Below are 20,523 nucleotides of genomic sequence, written 5' to 3'. Positions count from 1 at the left end.
TAGCACTCGATCGCAGCTTGTTGTTAGTTACAATCTACAACTATGTCAAAGATGAATCAGTATTGGTCTCGCCGTCATGCACTGTGGATGATGGCAGGGACGGCGGGAAGTTTCGTTTTACATGAGGGTTTATCTGGGAGTGACACGGTGGCTCAAACATCCTCCCCAAAAACCGTCTCAGCCACGATTGGCATTCTGAACTGGATTGGATTAACACCACTACATATCGCACTCGAAAAAGGTTTTTTTAAACAAGCAGGTCTTGACTTGCAGCCAAAAATCTTCGGCTCTAACCCCGATTCTAACGCTGCTTTTATCGCTGGACGGCTAGATGCTCTCGCTCCCGTAACTTCAGAAGCAATTTTGATTGCCAGTAAAGGCAAAGACTTTCGAGTGGTTTTAGTTGAAGATATTTCGGTAGGTGGGGATGGCATTTTGGCGCGAAACAGCGTCACAGACATCAAGGCATTTAAAGGTAAAAAAGTGGCAGTGGAAAGAGCCTCTGTCAGCCATTTCTTCCTCTTGCAAGTCCTAGCTGAAGCAGGTTTGAGCGAGAAGGATATTACAATTGTCAGCACAACACCAGATGCAGCAGCAGCAGCTTATCAAACCGGACAGGTTGAGATTGCTGTATCCTATGCGCCTTTTTTACAAAAAGCAAATCAAGCGCAGAAAGACGGACGAATTATTTACGACTCTGCAAAGATGCCGACTGCAATTAGCGATCTGTACGTGTTTGATGCAAAGTTTATTCAAGCCAATCCTCAAGTAGTACAGGCATTTGTCAACGGTGTTCTTCAAGGGTTAAACTTTCTCAATCAGAATCCAAAAGAAGGGTTAGCGATCGCAGCTAAGCGTTTGGAGACAACACCTGATAGTCTTGCCGCCGATTTGAAAGGAATTAAACTTCCCGATGCTGCTATGAATATCGAAATGTTTACTAACTCGCAAAGCGAATTTTACATATTAAACTCAATGAAGTCTATGGCTAAATTTTTATCCAACCAGAAGCAGATTGAAAAAGTTCCCGATCTGTCAAAGTTTATCGAACCAAAGTTTGTCAAGGCAGCACAGAATCCGAATTAACTACCAACGCGCACGAGGCGAATTTCTGTCCTTTGATTGCGCGGATCTTGGGGTGAAATTCCAGATAGGGGTTGGTGGAAGCCTTTACCCTCAGCAACGATCTGGAGCTTCAAGCGCGATTTGAGATAATTGGCGACGACTTGCGATCGCTGTTGGCTGAGTTGTTGGTTGAGTGCGGCTAAGCCAGTTCTGGATGTATGACCGATGACGCGCACGGCGACGGTGCGATCGTTGAAATCAGACATTTCTGCTGCTAGACGATCTAATGTTTGCTTACCTTCAGGCGTGAGTGTTGCCGAATTGTAGGCAAATTTTACGTTCCCGTTCACCTGTAAGTTGCCAATGTTAGGCGCGGTTGTCAACGAATTTCGATCGAATTTGCGAGGGGTGAGTGCTATTTCTTGACCTGCCAGTTTGTTAGCTAATGTTGGGTTATCTGCGCGAACAAGATCGATCAGTGTTTGGGTATTATTTGCGGCTTTGGTGACGAACTGGGAGGCAAATAGGTTTTTAGGATTGATAGGGACTTGCTCCATTTTGCCTGCTAGTGTCAAGATGGCGGCTGTAGAGCCGATCCGTTTTTCAAAAGTGCCATCAGTCAGCCAGGATTGAGCTTCAGTTGCCGTAAAAAACTTGATTCCCTGGATGACGGCGATCGCATCTTCTGCTGATAGTTGTCCGTCATTAGCTATTTGTTGTTTCAACCGGGAAGCATCACGCATGTCAGCGTCAACGCGGCGATAGTATGCAGCTAAGAAGTCAGAAAGCTTGTCGGGTTGAGATTGGATCAGGCGATTGGAGGCTATAATTACGTCTACGATCGCCCCTTGAGCGTCGCCACTCGATAAAACTACCGTATATCCCTGCTTTTGCGCTTGGGTGACGTATGGTTCCCAGACAACAGCTACTGCTACATTTTGTCGCGGATCTTGGATGAGTTTCCACGCATCGGCAGCATCTTCTACCCGCTGGATTTGGAAATCGCTTAACTGAAATTCTTCAAATTTAGCACTCAGTAATAAGGCGAGATACTCGCTCGGACTGTTGCCAGTAAAAGCAATGTCTAACAGTTTACCTTGCGATCGCTGCTGTTGAACGAGTTGAGTTAAATCTTGTAGCGATCGCAATTTTGGATATTTTTTGGTATTGAGAATAACTGCATCTCCCCCCATCGTGCGATCGATCAATCCGACAACTTTACCATCGACTTTTTGTAGCAGAAATTCATCTAACGTCGAAAATGCTAAGTCAGTTTTTCCCTGGTTTAACTGCTCGATTTGCTTGGAGAAATGCATTTCATCCATACCGAGTTGATAGCGCCAATCAATGCCCAATTTTTTCAGTGCTTGGCGCAGTTCTGGACTCCGAAAAGTGCTGTAACCGCTGAAGGAGTTGCCGCTAGCTAGCAATGGCGTATATTCTTGTTTAAAAGTATTTTCCGATTCAGTGGAAATAGAATTAATTTTGGTAGCTTTTTCTACAGGCAAGCTACGAGTTTTCCAGACCAAATAGAGTATTCCCGCCAGCGCTAATATTCCAATTAATGGTACAACCGACCAATTAATCGTAAACGATCGAGTAGGAGTTTTTTTATTGCGATTGAGAGAAGAGTGACAATTTTGACAGTGAGTTAAGGCGATTGAATTAACGCGACCGCATTTCTGACAGTTGATAGAATGATATTGTTTTGGAGTAGATTTCATTTTTCATAACAGGAAAATATAGCAATACAAAATTAAAGCTTAAGGATGAAATTTATGCAATCAATCCTCTAAGAATCTTTATTTTTAGCTTTGAAGATAATGTTATGAATGATACTGTAAGCTTACTACTTTTTGGTTAAGATTAGATCCCCCATAGCCCCCCTTAAAAAGGGGGGTTAGGGTATCTTCAAATTAGCCAAGATTAGTAACGTAAAGCTTATATAACTGCAGGCTCCAACATCTGAATTGTCCCCGCAGTTGCATCAATTTCAACTTCTAGACCCATTGGGAGTGTCAAAATAGTGTCAATGTGACCGATCGCCGCACCGTACCAAGCAGGAATTTTTAATGGTTGAATATGGTTCCAAATAACTTCCTCTAGAGTGAAAGAACCATAATCGGCATCTGGAGTACAGTTAGGACATTGCCCAAATATAAAACCTGCTAGTTTATCAAAGATTCCAGCTAATTTTAACTGTGTCATCATGCGATCGAGTCGATAAATATTTTCGCCAATATCTTCTAAAAACAAAATTGCTCCGTTTAGATTTGGCAAGTATGGCGAACCAACAATTGCTGATAGTACAGATAGATTTCCTCCCAATAACCTACCTTTAGCACGACCAGGATTAATCGTTTGAATTCGATATTTTACTTGCATTAAACGATCTGTATCGCTGCTATCTTTTAAGTTTTTAAACTCTAAAGATTCACCCGCAAATAATATGCGTCGAAAGTAATCTGTTTGCTCTGCATTCCAAGAAGAGAAGCCATTTGGTCCATGAAAAGTGACTAAATTAGTTCGAGCTGTAATCCCTAAAATTAGAGCAGTAATATCGCTAAACCCAACAATAATTTTGGGATTTTTCCGAATTAATTCGTAATTTAAATATGGTAAAATTCTGCTAGAACCCCACCCACCTGCAATAGGCAAAAGTGCAGCAACTTTAGGGTCGGCAAAAAACTGATTTACATCAGCAGCGCGATCGCGGTCTTGTCCAGCTAAGTAACCGTAGCGATCCAAGACATGAGGTGCGAGTTTCGGTTCTAACCCCAATCCTCTCACGGCATCGCGGACAATATCTAAATTTTCTCGCACAAATGTCGCCCCAGCAGGGCTAATAATTCCGACTACGGAGCCGGGTTTTAGTCTTGCTGGCTTGATGGGGGAGTCGGGAGTCGGGAGTCGGGAGTCGGGAGAATTCGGAATTGATTTTGACTTTTGACTTTTAATTTTTGATTTGTTTCCTTGTCCAAGCACGGGTGTAGATATGGCACCAATACCAACGATAGCGGCGCTTCTGAGAAAATGGCGGCGTGGGAACATTGAGCTTAGCGGTTTGGCGTACCAGCCAGCCGAGCAAAAGCACTCTCGACATCTGGGGGTAATTGACGCATAATTTTACCCTTTTCGCGATCGACTGCTACTAATATGACTCTTGCCGTTACATACAATTCTTGACTGTCGAGAGATTGAATTTGATAGTCCCAATTGATCCGCACGCCTTCCATATCCGCCATGCGGGTTCTGACTATGGCATCCATCCCCATTTTAATCGGACGGTGGTAGCGTACTGCAAGTTCTACTACGGGTAAGTCACAACCTAAAGCTACTAAGTCAGCAAAATTAATGCCAATCGATCGCAAGCATTCTACCCGCGCTTCTTCCATCCAAGCTATGTACGAACCGTGCCAGACAACACCAGCATAGTCTGTATGATGCGGTTGTACTCGGACTGGATACTCAAACCAATCCGTAAAGGCTACGTTAGGTAGGTTGGTTGGGGACTGTTCTCGTGCTTGACTCACTGTTACTGAGGAGGTAGGGAATAAGTCAAAAGTCAAAAGCTAAAAGTCAAAAGCTAAACATAGATTGCTTTTCACTACTCACCAATGACTAATGACCAATGACAATCATACTTTAACAAATGTCCACTCCAAACTTTTCATCGGCGCAGTTTGTAATTGCTCTGTCAGTTCGGCATTACTACCAAATTGTAGTTGGGAAAGGTATGAGGCTTCTACGTTGACAGTAAACTCCTTCTCTTCAAAGCACCAAGGAGTAACGGTAACTTTGCCATCCTTCAACTGAATAATATCATAGCGATCGCCATCTGGTCCTTTCCCAATTTCTAATGAGCGTTCGTCTACTGGTAATTGATGATTACAGAGAATCAACGAGAGGCGATCGCACCACTGAAAAAATGCATAAGCTTCTTCAGCATCTTTCTGACTAATTTTAAGTTCTTTTCTATATTGCTTTTGTAGCTCTAATTGTTCGTCAAGAAACTCATCGAGTTCCGATGACTCTCCCCGTTTTCCTTCATTCAAAAAACTAGTATGCATAGAAGTTAGCATTGTTACCCACCGTCCCCGATAGCGTGCGTTGGAAATGTGCTGTTTCAGCTTGGGTAGATGAGTACTAGTATCGAGAGTAAAGTCTAACGGCGCGCCAGCTGGCGTGAGATTATTTTCTTCCCATTCTTTTTCTAAATCGTCGTGGTGGGAAATTGCAGCTATAGTTTCGTAAATCCGAGGTGGAAAATCCTTACGTCGCCAATGTCCGGCAATTTGTGCTGCAAGTAGCGCATGAGCGCGATGGTAAATAACTTCCCAACCTGTTTTAGTTTGATTAGCGATCATATATCAGTTATCAGTTTCATTGAGCTGTATTTAATTTCCCTCAAGGCAGGGAGTAAAAAGTGAATGGTGGATAAACATTTAAGAGATACACCATTTGGTTACTGGTCACTGGTCACTGTTCACTGGTTTAATCCCCACCTAATTCGACAATCTTGCCGATATTAAAATCTATCCTGATCCAGCCTTTAAGCCTGCGAAGATTGTCTAAAAGTAAGAGGGGAATTTGCCAGTGATGTACCATTAGAAATGGCAAGGGATCGTCGATCGCAAAAATTGCATCCTTCCCACGCAAGATGTTTTTGAACCAGGTCTGTAATTGTTGAAAAGATCGAATTCCAGTTAGCCGCCAGAGTTCGTGATAAGTCCAATAAGTAGGCTTGCTGGTCGATAAGGGTTGCAACGGATACAACGTAGAGACGTTACATGTAACGTCTCTACAAAAGGCATCTGCTACCCCTGGATGATTATAAAACATTGTAATTGCTGAGTGAGTGCGGGGGTTGCACTCGATCGCGTAAACGTTTCCATCCTCAGCTTGAATAAAGTCAAAAGAAGCTTGTCCGGTAATTCCTAATTCTTTGACAAAATGACGCACCCATGCGAGTATTTCCGGCTTGTCAACGTTTTCGTAATTGACTTGAAAAGCAGAAGACTCGCAACAGCAGTGCATTCTTAATTCCCCATTGCGGACGGTGCTATGAGTGCAGTATTCCTGTCCTGGGATAAATTCCTGCATAATCCAGGGCTTTTCAGGACTAATCGGCAGGCTGTTGACAAAAGCTGCTGTTTCTGCTGGTGTGGCGCAGGGTAGCTTAGTTAAGTTTAAACGACGTACTGAGTCGTAGGGAATGCTTTTGAGGATATACGGACGTTCTGCATCGGAAAAGTCGAAATTAACAACTTGTTCTGGATTGGTAATCTTGAAAGATTTGGGGACAGATAGACCGAGCGATCGCGCTTTCTCGGCAAAATCATACTTATCGTCTAACATCTGCGTCACCTCTGCATCGAAGTGAAACACCTCGCAGCAGCCAGATAGGACTGATTTAGCCAAAGAGTCATAGTAGCTGGCGACGGGACTACAGACGGGAACGTAGACATCGATATTTTCTTGTTTGGCGATCGCCAGCAATGCTTGTGAATAGCCTTCCGGGTCTTTTTCCGGTGCGGGAACGGTATAAAAGCGATCGACGGCGTTAGAAAACCGATGTCCGGTTAACCAATATTTATGCGTTTCTACCAATACCACCCGATGTCCGACCAGATGAAACGAACGGGCGAGTTGCAGGGCTTTGGTCATCTTCCCCCCCGTCAGCATAATGTTTTTGGGGTGCGATACAGGCAAGATGCCCCTGTCACGAAACGGCTGGCTGACGAGATTCCACAATAACGCTGTCAAGACAACGATACAGTTGAAAGGAAAGGCGATCGCGAGTAGAAGTAACGTTCCCAGATTTTGGAATACTGCAAATATCTGCATGGTAGGGGTAATAGATTGTGGTAGAAGCAAGGCATTGCCTTGCTTTTACCGATTTATATACGCCGGATAACGGTCAAACCATCGCGTAGCGGTAGCAAAACCTGTTCCACGCGGGGGTCAGCAGCTACGATGCGGTTAAATTGGGCGATCGCTTCTCCGTTCGGGGTGCGCTGGTCGGGTGGCAGGTATGGTTGTCCTTGCAACAAGGTATTATCAACGCAGATAAATCCTCCAGAAGGTACTAAATCTGCATCTAGCAAGAGGTGGAAATAATCTACGTACTCCTTCTTATCGGCATCGATAAATACCAAGTCAAAAGACTCTTTGGCTGCTGCCAATTTCTGCAATGTTTCCAAAGCTGGGGCAACTTCCACAGAAATTTTGCGTCCGTGGGGAGATGCTTGAAAGCAGTCAATTGCAAAGTCTGCCACGTATCGATCCACTTCGCAAGCGACTAGTCGTCCGTCCTCTGGTAAAGCCTCTGCCATTGCTAAGGCAGAGTAACCCGTGAACATCCCAACCTCCAAAACATTTTTGGCTTTGGTCATGTGGACGAACATTTTTAATGTTTGTCCTTCCAAATGTCCAGACAGCATCTCTTGTTCTAACTGGCGGACTGTTTCCTGGTCAGAAAATCGTTTTTCCCAAGGTTCGTCACAGGTCTTTTTTGCTAGTGCGGCAAGGGCAGCAGACTCTTCGGTGGAAACGGCTTCGATATATGGGTCGATGCCTGCGGCGAGTTGCCATACTTGCTGAATTTTGGCAGCTACCTCTAAAGAAATGTTTTGTTCTTTCGCCACTAACTCTAGGATTTGTTGCAACTGCTGCACTAGAATCCCCAAAGGCGTGACGGGTCTTGCCGTGCTTTCTTTCTGAGGTGCGATCGTCATGGTCTATACGCTCCCTACGAGTTCGGGTTCTTGTACCATGTAAGCATCAACACCGTCACCACCGCGCGGATAGGTCGCGCACAGTTGCTTGTGTTCGGCTAAAGCAACATTCAGTTCTTCCCGCGTCAGGTCGTTGACGAAGAAGCAAGTACCGATAGGTTTGGGCATTGCCGCGCGTAGTTTGCTATCTCTGGTTTGCATAATCGACTCAGTTGCCTGCCAGAGGAGATCGCCTTCTAGTAGAGGATGGTCGAGGGCTAAGCCGATCCGACTCATTAAACCAAGGATGCGATCGCGGTCTTGGGTAGAGATGTAGCCGCGTCTTGCTGCGAGAGTAGCTGAGAATGCCATGTCAATATTCACAGCGTGACCGTGGAAGATCGGTACGTTAGGGGCGAGTTCTAAAGTCGGACTCCAGGTATGACCGTAGGCAATGACGCGATCGAGGTCGATTTCGTGCAGGTTGGGAGTTTCCAACTCGATCATCGTCTTAATTGATTCGTAATTGACTTTGTAAGCAATTTCCTGAAGTTCTGGTGTTGCATCCACATAACCGAAGTGAGTTTGCAGGAGTTGTTCGCCATACTTCTCCAGTAAATTGAAGACTTCAGCGTTGGCAACTACGGCAATTTTTACGAGTTCTGCCATACCGTTACGCACTTGGGCTGTAGGTAGGGTGCGCAAGAAAGAAAAATCAAGGATGACCTGTTTAGGTGCGTGGTAAGCGCCTAAGCGATTTTTCAGTTTCTTATGGTTCACTGCAACCTTAATTGCAACCCCAGCATCGATCAGACCGATCAAGGTCGTTGGGACGCGGATGAAGTTAGAGTTACGACGATAAGCAGCACAGGCAAAACCTGCTACGTCTGTCACTAATCCACCACCAACTACCAAGACTGGTTCTTTGCGGACTAAGCCGAACTCGGCAAACGCATCGATAATTGTCTCGAAGGTGGCGATCGTCTTATTTGGTTCGGTGATGGTGATGGGAAATACGGTCAGGTCGATGTTGTAATGCTGAAAGTAAGCTTCAATTTGTTCGCCGTACAATCGATAAACGTTGGCATCGATGACGGTTAAACAGCGTCCGTATTTTTGATATTGGTCGGCAATTTCACGGTTGCTAATGTCAAAAGCACCATTAATGCAGAGGAGGCTGAATTCAATCTTTTCGTAACCTTCAACGTGAAAAGCTGTTTCAGTCGCCGTGAACTTTGCTTGTACTTCGCTCATGAATTTTACCTGTGTGAATTAGTCCAACAAAAATTAGCGACTTGCATGTAGCGCCGCAAGACCAAGTAGATGCAAAAGAAGTTCAGCAAAAGTACATCGGATATAGTAGCAAATACCTACCCAATTTTTGACTTCACTTTTTTCTGTTGCCTCTAACGACTCGCCACCGTGTTTGGGAATGCGATGACAGAAAGCCTAATAAGTTCGCGTCAATTATGATGGCAATAACAACGTTTGCGCTAAACGCTACGCTACACTACTCCTTCAAAGAAGCAAGCTACGTGAACGCTAACGCAATTTCTGCTCGCCCTTTTCTCTCAGCTACACTTTCATAGCTGGCACTGCTCTTATTAGGTCAAAAAATACATTACTAAAAGCCAAGTTAACTATTCCCTATTATGTTTCCCGCTCTGAATACAGAGGGCAGAAAAGGAGGAGAAAAACTAACATCGGCAGATTTTTATTGCGCTTTGAGAGCCAAATGACTCTGACAATACATTAGCAGCAAGTAAATAATATTTGCAATCCTTGACAAAAACAAATCTTTATAGAAAACAAAAATTTGTCGCAATTAAACATTGCTTAAACTGCCGATCGGAATCGCTTATCTTACTGCTGTTACCGTATATTTTGCCGAATCTGCGATCGCGGTTGACAATCTGTATAAAATACTGAAATCTCCGAGCTTTGGCAAGCCTAAATGCTTGGTTTTGAAGTAGTTTTACTGATAAGAATAGCGGCTATGGCTATCAAACTACCTCTTTTATCTCCAGGTTTCCATTTGAGATTGCAACCGTAATTAACTTTCTGCTCTGGATTTAGAGGAGATCGATTCAGTTCAACATTGGGCTTGTATTGCAAGTTTTGCTCCCTTATGGACTTTGCCACACTTAAGGCGATCGCAGCTATGCCAAGGCACTCGCGCGCGTCAGTCTATTCACGTTACATCACAAAAATAAACTGAAGCCGAAATTTCTGTCCTCAGTCCGAAGTAGGAGTTGTATTTACTGTCAAAAAATTGACGGCGATCGCCATAATCATTCATACAACACTACTTGTGAATTATATCAAACTCAGCAATTATTTACAATAGTTTACATAAAATTAAGGGGCGATCGTCAAATATTTTCCTCAAGCTTTATTGACTAATTTCAGCACAAAATTCATTACTTTTATAACTATAGATAGATGTAATTAGTTATCAGTTCTCAGTAAAGAAAGGGTGGGGTGTGGGGTGTGGGGTGTGGGGTGTGGGTGTGGGGTGTAGTGGATTGTTAACTAGTCACTGATAACTGGTCACTGGTCACTGGTCACTGATAACTGCTCCCTACTATTACAGAATTTAAAGTTATGTAGCCTTTTACTGAAGTGGATTCGGACTCTACGGTAAACTAAGCCTTGATTATGAGTCTATGCCAACATAAAACGCTCGTTGGAGTCTTAATTTCCATGTCTCATACCGTTAAAATCTACGATACCTGTATCGGCTGCACCCAGTGCGTGCGGGCTTGCCCGACAGACGTGCTAGAGATGGTTCCTTGGGATGGCTGCAAAGCCGCTCAAATCGCTTCCTCTCCCCGCACGGAAGACTGTGTAGGCTGCAAGCGCTGTGAAACAGCTTGTCCCACCGACTTTTTAAGCATTCGCGTATATCTCGGTGCGGAAACCACTCGCAGCATGGGTCTAGCTTACTAGAGTCTGAGTTAAATCCTCTAGAAGCTAGAAATAAAAAAACAACATTTTGATAGCCAGTACCATTAGACGATTGCCTTTTTTTAGCTGCGTGTAACAATCCAAACACATACAGAGGGGGGAGAACACAAGCCCCCTCTTTTTTAGTGAGGAGCAAGGAGTAGGGAGTAGGGAGCAGGGGGGAGAAGAGAGCAGGGGAGCAGAGGGGCAGAGGAGAAAGCAGGGGAGCAGAGGAAGCAGGGGAGCAGAGGGGCAGAGGAGAAATTACTAGTCAGGAGTCACTGGTCACTGATAACTGATAACTGATAACTGATAACTGTCAACCAGTTACTACTGCTTAATTCGTGCGGAAGCGACATCCATATGGCATAAATATAGAGAAATTATTTGTGAATTTTAAACAAACCCGATAGATTAACTCATAAACTTTAAAGAATATAAGGAGTAATATATGTGCGGAATTGTAGGCTACATCGGCACTCAAGCAGCAACCGGAATTTTGCTGGCGGGTTTAGAAAAACTAGAGTATCGGGGCTACGATTCTGCTGGAATAGCTACGGTGTGGGAAGGCGAGATTCACCGCGTCCGTGCTAAGGGTAAGTTACGCAACCTCCAATCAAAACTTAACGGACAAGAAATTCCTGGTTTAGTCGGAATCGGACATACACGCTGGGCAACCCACGGTAAACCGGAGGAACACAACGCTCACCCACACCTAGATGCTTCAAAACGGGTAGCTGTAGTGCAAAACGGTATTATCGAAAATTATCGAGAGCTACGAGAAGAATTAAAACAGCTGAACTATGAGTTTGTGACTGAAACCGATACTGAAGTTATCCCCAATTTGGTAGCGGAATGTCTGAACCAAATGCGGCAGAGTGGCGAAACCGAAAAATTCTACTCTCCTTTTACCGAAGCAGTGCGGCGAGTCGTGAAGCGGTTGGAAGGAGCGTTTGCGATCGTGCTTTTGTGTGCCGATTATCCCGATGAAATTGTGGTGGCGCGACAACAAGCTCCGTTGGTGCTTGGTTTCGGGCAAGGGGAATTTTTCTGTGCTTCGGATATCCCGGCGATCTTGCCCTATACTCACGCGATCGTACCGTTGGAAAACGGAGAAATGGCGACTCTTACGCCCCTGGGAATTGAAATTTACAATTTTGCTGGCGATCGCCTTAAAAAACATCCCCATTTGCTCAGCGGTACTGCCGTGACGATGGAGAAGCAAGGCTTCCGTCACTTCATGCTCAAAGAAATTTACGAGCAGTCGAGTGTCGTGCGGATGGTTTTAGAAACATACATTGGCAACGATTGGACTGCTGCATCTACCACCAGTCCAATTAATCTGAGCTTACCAGCAGAGTTCTATACCGACTTGGAGCAAGTTCAAATTGTAGCGTGCGGTACGAGTTGGCACGCTAGCTTAGTGGGTAAGTATTTGCTGGAGCAGTTAGCACAAATTCCCACACAGGTACACTATGCTTCAGAGTTCCGTTACGCGCCGCCGCCTCTGATGCCAAATACGTTGATTGTGGGCGTGACGCAATCTGGTGAAACGGCTGATACGCTATCGGCGATCGCTATGGATAAGCAACGCCGTGCCGAAAAAACGCCACAATTTCGTCCTCGTCTGTTGGGAATTACCAACCGAATGCAAAGTTCGCTAGCTCGACTAGTAGACTACACAATTGACATTCAGGCTGGAATTGAAATTGGCGTAGCCGCCACAAAAACTTTTATTGCCCAGTTGGTTGCTTTTTATTGCCTCGCCCTCGATCTGGCGTATCGCCGACAAACTCTATCGGCGGCTCAACTAGAGCAAATTATCGGGCAGTTGTGGCAACTACCAGCCCAGATCGAGTCGATTCTAGAACAGCAAGAACGGCAGATTGAAGAACTCGCCCATGAGTTTACTGAGACGCAAGATTTTATTTTCATCGGACGGGGAATTAATTATCCGATCGCCCTTGAAGGGGCGCTGAAGCTGAAAGAAATTAGTTATATTCATGCAGAAGGCTATCCAGCGGGAGAGATGAAACACGGACCGATCGCTTTGTTGGATGCCAAAGTCCCTGTCGTGGCGATCGCTATGCCTGGTAGCGTTTATGAAAAAGTTCTTTCTAACGTACAGGAAGCCAAAGCCCGCGACTCTCGCTTAATTGGCGTTGCTCCCATGCACGACGAACACGCCAAGGAAATATTTGACGATACGCTCCCCGTCCCAGTTGTGGATGAAATTCTGTCCCCCATTCTTTCCGTGATTCCGTTACAGCTACTCGCCTATCATATTGCTGCAAGGCGTGGCTTGGATGTGGATCAACCGCGTAATTTGGCTAAGTCTGTCACCGTCGAGTAGATTTTGGGAAAAGTCGATTTGTGTCTTGCATAAATCGACTTCTGAATTTTTAACTATTGAATTTTTAACTATGAAATTAATTCTCGTTCCAAAGTTTGCTCGATCGCTTGTAAAGATTGCTGATTGACTTGCAAACACTTCCATCCTCTATTTGCAGTGATAGTAAAAATTAAACCTCCCTCTCTCAAAGCACTGAGGACTTGCCGCGCTGTATTTTTGTTAATCGCAACTTTCTGAGCGATAGTTTCTACCGTCATCGGTTCTTCACCGCTACAACAGTCAAGTATTTCTAAAGCTAATTGATAAGGTTGAGCTAAATATGGTCGCACAACCTGTTGAAATGGTTGCGGCAAACAGTGGCGAAACCACAGAATAAATTTTGTTGCTGTTTGAATTTTTTCTACACTTTTTTGATTCACTTGCTCTAATTATCAGTTATCAGTTATTAGTTATCAGTGTAGAGACATTACATGTAGTGTCTCTACAAAGTTGTCAATTATCAGCGAGCACTAACGAGAAGTCTAAAATCCTCTCGCCTCTTGCCTCTCATCAGTTATCAGTTATCAGCTATCAGTTAGTATTTACAACTAGACCATCTACAAGCAGCAATGCTTTTGTTGCCCAGAAACCGTTTGAATAGCTAGCCACTGGTCACTGGTCACTGGTCACTGAATTGCTCCCTTTTAGGGACAACTTCATCCCTTAGAGGGATAGCATAATTCTAAGGCTAATGCGAATATCGATGTATCTACCGAAGGGCGGGTAATTTACGAATTGTTCCTCACCCTATTTCAGTAAATGTTCAATAGAGTTTCTCATTGAAATTGAATTGACTGCAACAATAAAAACTGTTTTTCAGGTAATTGTCTAAACTATTGTCTAAACTGTTGAGATCGAATTGATTGAGGTTGAATATGAGTCTAATTCAAGTTGCATTGGTTGAAGACCACACTCTTACCCGCTTAGGAATGCGGACTGCTCTAGAACAGACTCAGAAAGTGAAAGTGGTTGGCGATGCTGCTAATGCCCATGATGGTTTGCAATTGCTACAAATGACTAAGCCAGACGTGGCGATCGTCGATGTAGGTTTACCAGATATGGATGGGATTGAATTAACTCGTAAATTCCGCGAGTTTCAAACCCAAACGCCAGACTGCAAGACTAGAGTTTTGATCCTAACTTTAAACGATCGCGAAGATACTGTTTTAGCTGCTTTTACGGCTGGAGCAGACTCTTACTGTATGAAAGATACCAGTATAGATCAATTGGTCGAAGCGATAGAAGCGACCTACGCAGGTGAAAACTGGATTGATTCGTCAATCGCCCGGATTGTGTTGAAAGAAGTCCGTCCGGTTGGTGCTAAGCCAACGGTGGCGATCGATGCCATAGAGCCAGAATACACTCAAATGCTGGCAGCTACTCCCCTAACCGATCGCGAACTTGATGTATTAGCGCTGATTGTGGCAGGGCATAGTAATTATGACATTGCCGATAAACTCTACATCACAGTTGGCACTGTCAAAACTCACGTCCGTAATATTCTCAATAAGTTATGCGTCAACGACCGCACGCAGGCGGCTGTACGCGCCCTCAGAGCTGGGTTGGTGGCATAGTTTTTACACAAATGTCTACGTGTAGAGACGTTACATGTAACGTCTCTACACGTAATGTCTCTAAACATAATAAGTTTCTTGCTTAAAAGGACTGAAGCCGCGATTGAGGTAGTTGGGTATGGCAGCTGGATGGTCTAAAGTGCAGGTATGCAACCAAATATAATTTTCGGTTAAATCCCAAGCTCGTTCGATCGCTACAGTGAGTAAGTGTTTGCCGAATCCCCGCCCTAAAAATTCGTCGAGAATACCAAAATAAGCAATTTCTACCGATTTATCTTCGTGTTGTTTTAACTCAAAATATCCTGCTGGCACACCAATTGAGTAGAGAACCCACACAGAAATATTGGCTCGATCGAGGTGAGTCCGAATTTCTTCATCCGTCCATTTGAGGCGATCGCACCAATGGTATTTACGTCCAACTTCCGTGTAGAGATAGCGATAAAAAGAAGCCGGACATTCAACGACCTGATGAATTTGCAGGCGATCGCTTTCTATTTTGGCAGGTTTGAGTTTGTCTGCCGCTGTCATTTTCAGATACGTGCGGGTAACTTCAATTGTTTCTGTCACTGGTCAATGGTGAGTGGCTAGTGAGTTAGTAGTTAGACTCTTCTTTAGTCACCAGCCACTAGTCACTAGTCACTGATAACTGTTAACTGATAACCGATTATCGTTTCTTGGTCGATTTAACCGATCGCGGTTTTGTCACTGCACCGTTTTGTGGTGTTTGTCGTTGATTGGCGGCTTGGGTCAGCAGAGATTCGGCAAAGGCGATCGCATCTTGGGCAGATTTACCACCCGCGAGATTAGCTAATTCCTCCCGCCGCGTATCAAAATTGTCTAGGGCTGCAACTCTCACAACTGTCCTAATTTCTCCCGACTCCTGTACGGGCGGGTTTGTCGAGATTGTTCGTTGATTTTCAGGCGTGTCTGATAAACCCGCCCCTACGACTCCCGACTCCGGTACGGGCGGGTTTGTCTGAATTGTTTGTTTGTCTCTGGGCGTGTCTGATAAACCCGCCCCTACAATAACTTGTTTATCTACCCGAAAATGACGATCTGCCATAGCTGCAACTAGGGGTTGGTGGGTGACGCACAGAACTTGGTGGCGTTGGCTGAGATGATGCAGTTTATCGGCGATCGCCTGGGCGACTCTTCCCGATACGCCAACATCAATTTCATCAAATATGAGCGTTTCCGATGCTTCGGCTTGGGAAAAACAAGCTTTCAGGGCGAGTAAAAATCGACTCATTTCACCCCCAGAGGCGATCGCAATTAAGGGTTGCAATGGTTCACCAGGATTGGGACTAAACAGAAAAGAAATTTGGTTGTTTCCGGTGGCTGTAGGGACTGTAGAGGCTATTTCTACCTGAAATTGAACTTTTTCCATCGCCAAGGGTTTGAGTTCTGCGAGAATCTGTGCTTCGAGTTTGGCGGCAGCTTGTTGGCGCAGTTGGGTGAGTCGATCGCATTCCTGTAACAGTCGGTCTAGATATTTTCGTTCCTGTTGTTCCAAGGCTTCAATCGATTGTTCGCTATCGTTGAGTTTGGCGAGTTCTGTTTGAATTTTTTGGTAGTAGGCGATCGCTTCTGGGAGAGTACCGTATTTGCGACACACCAGTTTCAATTCGCGAATGCGGGATTCGACGATTTCTAGCCGCTGCGGATCGGATTCTAAACTCTCTCCATAAGCGCCGATCTGCCGTCCTGCTTCCGTAACTGCTGCTAGTGCTTCACCCACCAAATCGAGGATTGGTTGTAGCTGGGTGTCGTATTGCACCATATCTGTTAGCGTCACTTCTGCTTCTGCTAACAAGTCGGCGCTGGCTTGCCCGTCATTCTCATTTTGATAGAGGACTTGGTAGACTTTATAACTCGACTGTTGCAGTTCTACGACATGGCTGAGGCGTTGGCGTTCCTGTTCCAGTTGTTCTAGTTCGTCTGGTTCGCTTAAACTAGCTGCTTCTAATTCTTTGACTTGATAAGTTAGTAAGTCAATTTGCTGCAACCGCAGGCGATCGGACTGTCGCCGTTTTTCTAAACTATTTTTGATCTGTTGATATTCAGTGTAAGCAGTTGCGACAACTTCTCGCTGTTGAAAATGACTTGCACCGCCATAGAGATCTAGCCATTCTCGTACTTGGGCTGCTTGTCCTACTTGTACGGCTTGCCCTTGGGCAGTAATTTCTACCAGGCGATCGCGTAGTTGTGCCATTTGCTGGCGGTTGACGAGTACCCCATTGACTCGCGATCGGCTGCGGAGGCTATTTTGAGCTACGGTTAACTCGCGACCGCATATTAAGGAATTATCGTCAAGTAGTTCGATTTCTTCTGTAATTAGCCAGTCAGCCAAATCTTTATCCAATCGAAACGTTGCTTCAATCAAGGCGCGATTTGTTCCCGTGCGAATGGCGCGACTATTGACTTTTCCGCCCAAAGCTGCATCGATCGCATCCAAAATAATCGATTTACCAGCACCAGTTTCGCCTGTGAGGACATTCAGACCGTTGCCGAATTCTAACTCCAGCTGGTCAATTAAAGCAAAATTTTCAATCTGGAGGGAGATTAACATGAAGGGCTATGTCGTGAGGGCGATCGCATACTTGCCACCTCATGAATTTTAGCCAACAATAGGGGGGATTGATAGTCTAGCTGGTAGTTGGTAGTTGGTAGTTGGTAGTGGGTGGTTGAAGGTGGGCTGCTGACTTCTGTTACGATAAGTTGCAAAATTGCAATACGAGTCAAGGAGTCTTGGATGACCTTTGAGAAATATCACCTTGCATAAGTCAATATTGCACGTTTGATTTTTTGACTTCTAACTTTTAACTTTTGATTTTAATTTGAATGGAAGTCGCTCAGTTAGTTACTGTCTTAATTATTCTGTTACTCGTAGCGACTGGCGTGGCTTTACTATCCCGTTGGTGGCGAATGCCTTATGTTGCAGGCTTAGTGTTAGCTGGTTTAGCCATTACCGAACTTTTACCTCAGCGTATTGGTTTGGATGACTCTCTGATTTTGAATTTGTTTTTGCCAATTCTCCTATTTGAGGCAGCTATCAATACTGATACTAGTCGCCTGCGTAGCACGATTAAACCAATTACTCTGCTAGCGGGACCAGGAGTTGTTATCGCCTCTGGGGTGATAACGCTAGTACTGAAATTTGGGCTGGGTTTGAGTTGGATACCAGCGTTGCTAGTTGGGGTGATTTTGGCAAATACAGATACCGTTTCCGTGATTGCTGTCTTTAAAGAAGTGCTTGTGCCTTCGCGACTGTCTACGATTGTCGAGGGAGAAACGTTATTCAATGATATTTTCACTCTAGTTTTATTTAATCTGGTTTTAAATGTCAGCGTGACTGGTTCGTTCTCAATTTTGGGTGGGTTACAACAACTTTTTGTAGCGATCGCGGGCAGTATTTTAGTAGGGCTAGCCTTGGGCTATTTGAGTACGGGTAGCACAGGTTTATTAGCTCGAATGGACGATCCGCTCAGTAGTATCTTGCTAACAGTAGCAGTAGCACTAGGAACTTTTCAAATCGGACAGGCTTTGGGAGTTTCTGGTGGGGTAGCGGTGGTTGTTGCCGGGCTAGTTTTTGGTACGATTGGGCTTGTTAGACAGATATCAGCTTCTAATAAGTTGACTTTGTTGAGTTTTTGGGAATGTGCCAGTTTTGGTGTTAATAGTTTTATTTTTCTGCTTATCGGTATAGAAATTAACCTAATAACTCTCTGGCAAACTTTGCCTGCGGTACTATTAACATTTTTGGCTTGTCAGGTGGCACGACTTGTCTCTGTTTACGGGCTGTTAGTTTTAGTACGTTGGTTCGACCGTCCGATTCCGTGGCGTTGGCAGCACGTTTTATTTATTGGTAACATCAAAGGCTCGTTATCTATGGCACTGGCGCTGAGTATTCCAACCTCACTGGCAGGGCGAGAGCAGCTAATTGCGATAGTGTTTGGTACAGTGTTGTTATCCTTAGTTGGGCAAGGATTGAGCTTACCTTGGTTTATTAAACGTTTGCATCTGTCTGAATTTTCCAAATTTCGGCAACAAATTGAAGAATTGCAAGCACAGTTGATGACTGCCAAGGCAGCACAAGATGAATTAGATAGTCTTTTAAGATCGGGAGTATTACCAAAAGCCGTCTACGAAGAAATGAGATCTGCATATCAAGTAAGAGTAGCAGGGGCAGAAAAAACACTGCGGGAAATCTACAATCGCCGTCCAAATGATTTAGATGCTAGTATAGGCGAGCGCGCCAAACTTGATGCTATCCGTCGGCGCTTGTTATTAGCAGAAAAAGGAGCGCTGAATGAGGCAATTCGCAAGCAGATTCTTTCAGAAGAAATTGTGCGATCGCGCTTGCAAAAGCTTGACGAGCAACTACTAAACCTAGAAGACGATTGACAGTTATCAGTTATCAGTTATCAGTGACCAGTTATCAGTTACTTACGACTTACGAGTTACGACTTATTTTTAATTACTTTACCTGGACTAATAAAAGAAATGCCTTGATGGTAGCCGCTACCAATCATAACTGCTTCAATAATAGGTTCGGAAACTTCTGTTTGAGCTATCCATTCCACAAGAAATTTAGCTCCCGATCCTCCACTAGTATCGGTTGTATCAATGACAAAATCTGTAGAAACTAGAGCATCAATTTGAATTGGTTGCTCTAAATATTGCCTGACTAACTTTCCATTTGTATCGTAGTAGCGAACAAAGGTAATGACAATAGGATTTGCCAAATCGGTATTACGAATACTGAGGGTAGATGCTAAATTAAAAGTTTTTTTCCCATCATCGTGATAGATATGAGAGTAGACAGGAACGTAGATAGTTTGACCTGCTACTCTTTTAAAGTTTTCATCTACATTTACTACTTGTTGAGATGGCGTTTCCTGTGGAGAATTGGCTTGTCGCGACGGATTTGGTGACGTACAGGAAGTCAGAAAAAGAACAGATACAAGCAAGCAAAATAATGGATATATTCTCATGAAAATTAGTTACCGACAACCTTCGATAAAATCGATGACTTGATGCAGCGAGCCTGGTTTCGTCACGATTAATACAGTTGAATCCGGTTCTAGTATTGTACTACCATTAGGTATGACTAAATCTTCATGAGGATGGGCTTGATAACCAATAATTAAAGAGCCAGTAGGAAATCTTTTATCTTGAGCAATCTCGGCAACAGTACGACCGACAACGTAACAATTATTAGGAAGAGCGAGTTTCAATACTTCAATTTGTCCCTGCTCGAAATGCATCATCGATTCCACTTGGGGATACTCGATCGCATTTACCATTGTAGAGACTGCCAGCTCTACAGTACTAATAATATGATTAGCTCCGGCAAGACGTAGCGGTTCGGCAAAATCACGATGTCGCATCCGTGCCAAAATATGAGAGACTCCGTAGTGCTTGGCAAGAGTTACCATTGCCAAATTTAGAGCGTCCTGACGGAGGACAGCAGCCACAGAGTCAGCTTTGCGAATCCCTGCTTCTAATAAGACTTCTGTATTGACGGCACTCCCTTCAAAAGCCATCACTCCCACTTGTTCGCGGGCATAACGACAGGCATTAGGATCGCAATCAATAATTGCAACCGTATGCCCTAACTCTACAAGCTTTTGTGCCAAATTTAGCCCAACTAAGCCCGCACCGCCAATGAGTACGTACATTGCTATACCAAGCTAGCTTCAATTTACAGGCTAGCAGAAATGTTGTATGTCATTAGTCATTCATTATTTTTGACTGTCAGATAAAATGTCGCGCAAAGACGCTAAGGCGCTAAGAATACTTTTGCGTCTTTGCGTCTTTGCGCGATCGA

The 20,523-nt window shown here is 44.4% G+C and carries 18 protein-coding genes; 5 read left to right on the top strand and 13 right to left on the bottom strand.

Features of this window, described 5'->3' with window-relative positions:
• Positions 1–51: 51 nt before the first annotated feature.
• Positions 52–1,086 (top strand): ABC transporter substrate-binding protein, encoded by a 1,035-nt coding sequence (locus N4J56_RS31300; RefSeq protein WP_317110254.1) that lies wholly within the window; start codon positions 52–54, stop codon positions 1,084–1,086.
• Here N4J56_RS31300 and N4J56_RS31295 read toward each other — a convergent pair.
• From N4J56_RS31295 to N4J56_RS31265, 7 genes are all read right to left on the bottom strand, one after another.
• Positions 1,083–2,789, bottom strand: coding sequence for a phosphate ABC transporter substrate-binding/OmpA family protein (locus N4J56_RS31295; RefSeq protein ID WP_317110253.1), 1,707 nt, complete (start codon positions 2,787–2,789; stop codon positions 1,083–1,085). The two genes, N4J56_RS31300 and N4J56_RS31295, sit on opposite strands and share 4 nt — an antisense overlap.
• A gap of 217 nt (positions 2,790–3,006) precedes the next feature.
• The gene (locus N4J56_RS31290; RefSeq protein ID WP_317110251.1) at positions 3,007–4,116 is read right to left on the bottom strand and encodes an LD-carboxypeptidase; all 1,110 of its coding nucleotides are present in this window, start codon (positions 4,114–4,116) and stop codon (positions 3,007–3,009) included.
• 5 nt (positions 4,117–4,121) lie between these two features.
• On the bottom strand, positions 4,122–4,598 hold the full coding sequence (locus N4J56_RS31285) for a thioesterase family protein (protein ID WP_317110249.1): 477 nt from the start codon (positions 4,596–4,598) through the stop codon (positions 4,122–4,124).
• A gap of 105 nt (positions 4,599–4,703) precedes the next feature.
• Entirely contained in the window at positions 4,704–5,432 is a 729-nt protein-coding gene (locus N4J56_RS31280; protein ID WP_317110248.1) for a DUF3891 family protein, read from the bottom strand.
• A gap of 127 nt (positions 5,433–5,559) precedes the next feature.
• Positions 5,560–6,912, bottom strand: coding sequence for an ATP-grasp domain-containing protein (locus N4J56_RS31275; protein WP_410500649.1), 1,353 nt, complete (start codon positions 6,910–6,912; stop codon positions 5,560–5,562).
• A gap of 53 nt (positions 6,913–6,965) precedes the next feature.
• Positions 6,966–7,802, bottom strand: coding sequence for an O-methyltransferase (locus N4J56_RS31270; protein ID WP_317110244.1), 837 nt, complete (start codon positions 7,800–7,802; stop codon positions 6,966–6,968).
• A 3-nt stretch (positions 7,803–7,805) separates the two neighbouring features.
• Positions 7,806–9,035, bottom strand: coding sequence for a sedoheptulose 7-phosphate cyclase (locus N4J56_RS31265; RefSeq protein WP_317110242.1), 1,230 nt, complete (start codon positions 9,033–9,035; stop codon positions 7,806–7,808).
• Between the two features lie 1,449 nt (positions 9,036–10,484).
• Here N4J56_RS31265 and psaC point away from each other — a divergent pair.
• Both psaC and glmS read left to right on the top strand, forming a co-directional pair.
• Positions 10,485–10,730 (top strand): photosystem I iron-sulfur center protein PsaC, encoded by a 246-nt coding sequence (psaC, locus tag N4J56_RS31260; RefSeq protein ID WP_012411495.1) that lies wholly within the window; start codon positions 10,485–10,487, stop codon positions 10,728–10,730.
• A 448-nt stretch (positions 10,731–11,178) separates the two neighbouring features.
• Positions 11,179–13,080, top strand: a complete 1,902-nt coding sequence (glmS, locus tag N4J56_RS31255; RefSeq protein ID WP_317110230.1) for a glutamine--fructose-6-phosphate transaminase (isomerizing) — start codon at positions 11,179–11,181, stop codon at positions 13,078–13,080.
• 68 nt (positions 13,081–13,148) lie between these two features.
• Here the strand turns inward: glmS and N4J56_RS31250 are convergent, their stop codons facing one another.
• Complete coding sequence (locus N4J56_RS31250; protein WP_015152872.1) at positions 13,149–13,499, bottom strand: winged helix-turn-helix domain-containing protein; 351 nt, start codon at positions 13,497–13,499, stop codon at positions 13,149–13,151.
• A gap of 495 nt (positions 13,500–13,994) precedes the next feature.
• Between N4J56_RS31250 and N4J56_RS31245 the strand changes: the two genes are divergently transcribed.
• Complete coding sequence (locus tag N4J56_RS31245) at positions 13,995–14,693, top strand: response regulator transcription factor (RefSeq protein ID WP_317110227.1); 699 nt, start codon at positions 13,995–13,997, stop codon at positions 14,691–14,693.
• Positions 14,694–14,753: 60 nt separating this feature from the next.
• Here the strand turns inward: N4J56_RS31245 and N4J56_RS31240 are convergent, their stop codons facing one another.
• From N4J56_RS31240 to N4J56_RS31230, 3 genes are all read right to left on the bottom strand, one after another.
• Positions 14,754–15,260 (bottom strand): GNAT family N-acetyltransferase, encoded by a 507-nt coding sequence (locus N4J56_RS31240; RefSeq protein ID WP_317110226.1) that lies wholly within the window; start codon positions 15,258–15,260, stop codon positions 14,754–14,756.
• Between the two features lie 97 nt (positions 15,261–15,357).
• On the bottom strand, positions 15,358–17,262 hold the full coding sequence (gene recN, locus N4J56_RS31235; RefSeq protein ID WP_317110225.1) for a DNA repair protein RecN: 1,905 nt from the start codon (positions 17,260–17,262) through the stop codon (positions 15,358–15,360).
• Positions 17,256–17,417: a hypothetical protein gene (locus N4J56_RS31230; protein WP_317110224.1), complete on the bottom strand. Its 162-nt coding sequence runs from the start codon at positions 17,415–17,417 to the stop codon at positions 17,256–17,258. Before N4J56_RS31230 ends, recN begins: the two co-directional genes overlap by 7 nt.
• A gap of 117 nt (positions 17,418–17,534) precedes the next feature.
• Between N4J56_RS31230 and N4J56_RS31225 the strand changes: the two genes are divergently transcribed.
• Positions 17,535–19,097: a cation:proton antiporter gene (locus N4J56_RS31225; protein ID WP_317110222.1), complete on the top strand. Its 1,563-nt coding sequence runs from the start codon at positions 17,535–17,537 to the stop codon at positions 19,095–19,097.
• 56 nt (positions 19,098–19,153) lie between these two features.
• On the opposite strand, the gene N4J56_RS31220 is transcribed toward N4J56_RS31225, so the two are convergent.
• Together N4J56_RS31220 and N4J56_RS31215 are read right to left on the bottom strand one after the other, a co-directional pair.
• Complete coding sequence (locus N4J56_RS31220; RefSeq protein ID WP_317110220.1) at positions 19,154–19,687, bottom strand: DUF3124 domain-containing protein; 534 nt, start codon at positions 19,685–19,687, stop codon at positions 19,154–19,156.
• A 9-nt stretch (positions 19,688–19,696) separates the two neighbouring features.
• Positions 19,697–20,374, bottom strand: a complete 678-nt coding sequence (locus N4J56_RS31215) for a TrkA family potassium uptake protein (RefSeq protein WP_317110218.1) — start codon at positions 20,372–20,374, stop codon at positions 19,697–19,699.
• Positions 20,375–20,523 lie beyond the last annotated feature (149 nt).

Origin of the sequence: Chroococcidiopsis sp. SAG 2025 (genome assembly GCF_032860985.1) — a bacterium.
Classification (GTDB): domain Bacteria; phylum Cyanobacteriota; class Cyanobacteriia; order Cyanobacteriales; family Chroococcidiopsidaceae; genus Chroococcidiopsis.
This window is presented reverse-complemented; position numbering and strand designations above follow the sequence as displayed.

What these genes read in the sequence shown, in the direction of transcription:
- recN (WP_317110225.1), bottom strand. Translation starts at nt 17,262, where the DNA reads ATGTTAATCTCCCTCCAGATTGAAAATTTTGCTTTAATTGACCAGCTG.
- N4J56_RS31275 (WP_410500649.1), bottom strand. Translation starts at nt 6,912, where the DNA reads ATGCAGATATTTGCAGTATTCCAAAATCTGGGAACGTTACTTCTACTC.
- psaC (WP_012411495.1), top strand. Translation starts at nt 10,485, where the DNA reads ATGTCTCATACCGTTAAAATCTACGATACCTGTATCGGCTGCACCCAG.
- N4J56_RS31220 (WP_317110220.1), bottom strand. Translation starts at nt 19,687, where the DNA reads ATGAGAATATATCCATTATTTTGCTTGCTTGTATCTGTTCTTTTTCTG.
- N4J56_RS31245 (WP_317110227.1), top strand. Translation starts at nt 13,995, where the DNA reads ATGAGTCTAATTCAAGTTGCATTGGTTGAAGACCACACTCTTACCCGC.
- N4J56_RS31295 (WP_317110253.1), bottom strand. Translation starts at nt 2,789, where the DNA reads ATGAAATCTACTCCAAAACAATATCATTCTATCAACTGTCAGAAATGC.
- N4J56_RS31290 (WP_317110251.1), bottom strand. Translation starts at nt 4,116, where the DNA reads ATGTTCCCACGCCGCCATTTTCTCAGAAGCGCCGCTATCGTTGGTATT.
- glmS (WP_317110230.1), top strand. Translation starts at nt 11,179, where the DNA reads ATGTGCGGAATTGTAGGCTACATCGGCACTCAAGCAGCAACCGGAATT.
- N4J56_RS31215 (WP_317110218.1), bottom strand. Translation starts at nt 20,374, where the DNA reads ATGTACGTACTCATTGGCGGTGCGGGCTTAGTTGGGCTAAATTTGGCA.
- N4J56_RS31225 (WP_317110222.1), top strand. Translation starts at nt 17,535, where the DNA reads ATGGAAGTCGCTCAGTTAGTTACTGTCTTAATTATTCTGTTACTCGTA.
- N4J56_RS31265 (WP_317110242.1), bottom strand. Translation starts at nt 9,035, where the DNA reads ATGAGCGAAGTACAAGCAAAGTTCACGGCGACTGAAACAGCTTTTCAC.
- N4J56_RS31280 (WP_317110248.1), bottom strand. Translation starts at nt 5,432, where the DNA reads ATGATCGCTAATCAAACTAAAACAGGTTGGGAAGTTATTTACCATCGC.
- N4J56_RS31270 (WP_317110244.1), bottom strand. Translation starts at nt 7,802, where the DNA reads ATGACGATCGCACCTCAGAAAGAAAGCACGGCAAGACCCGTCACGCCT.
- N4J56_RS31300 (WP_317110254.1), top strand. Translation starts at nt 52, where the DNA reads ATGAATCAGTATTGGTCTCGCCGTCATGCACTGTGGATGATGGCAGGG.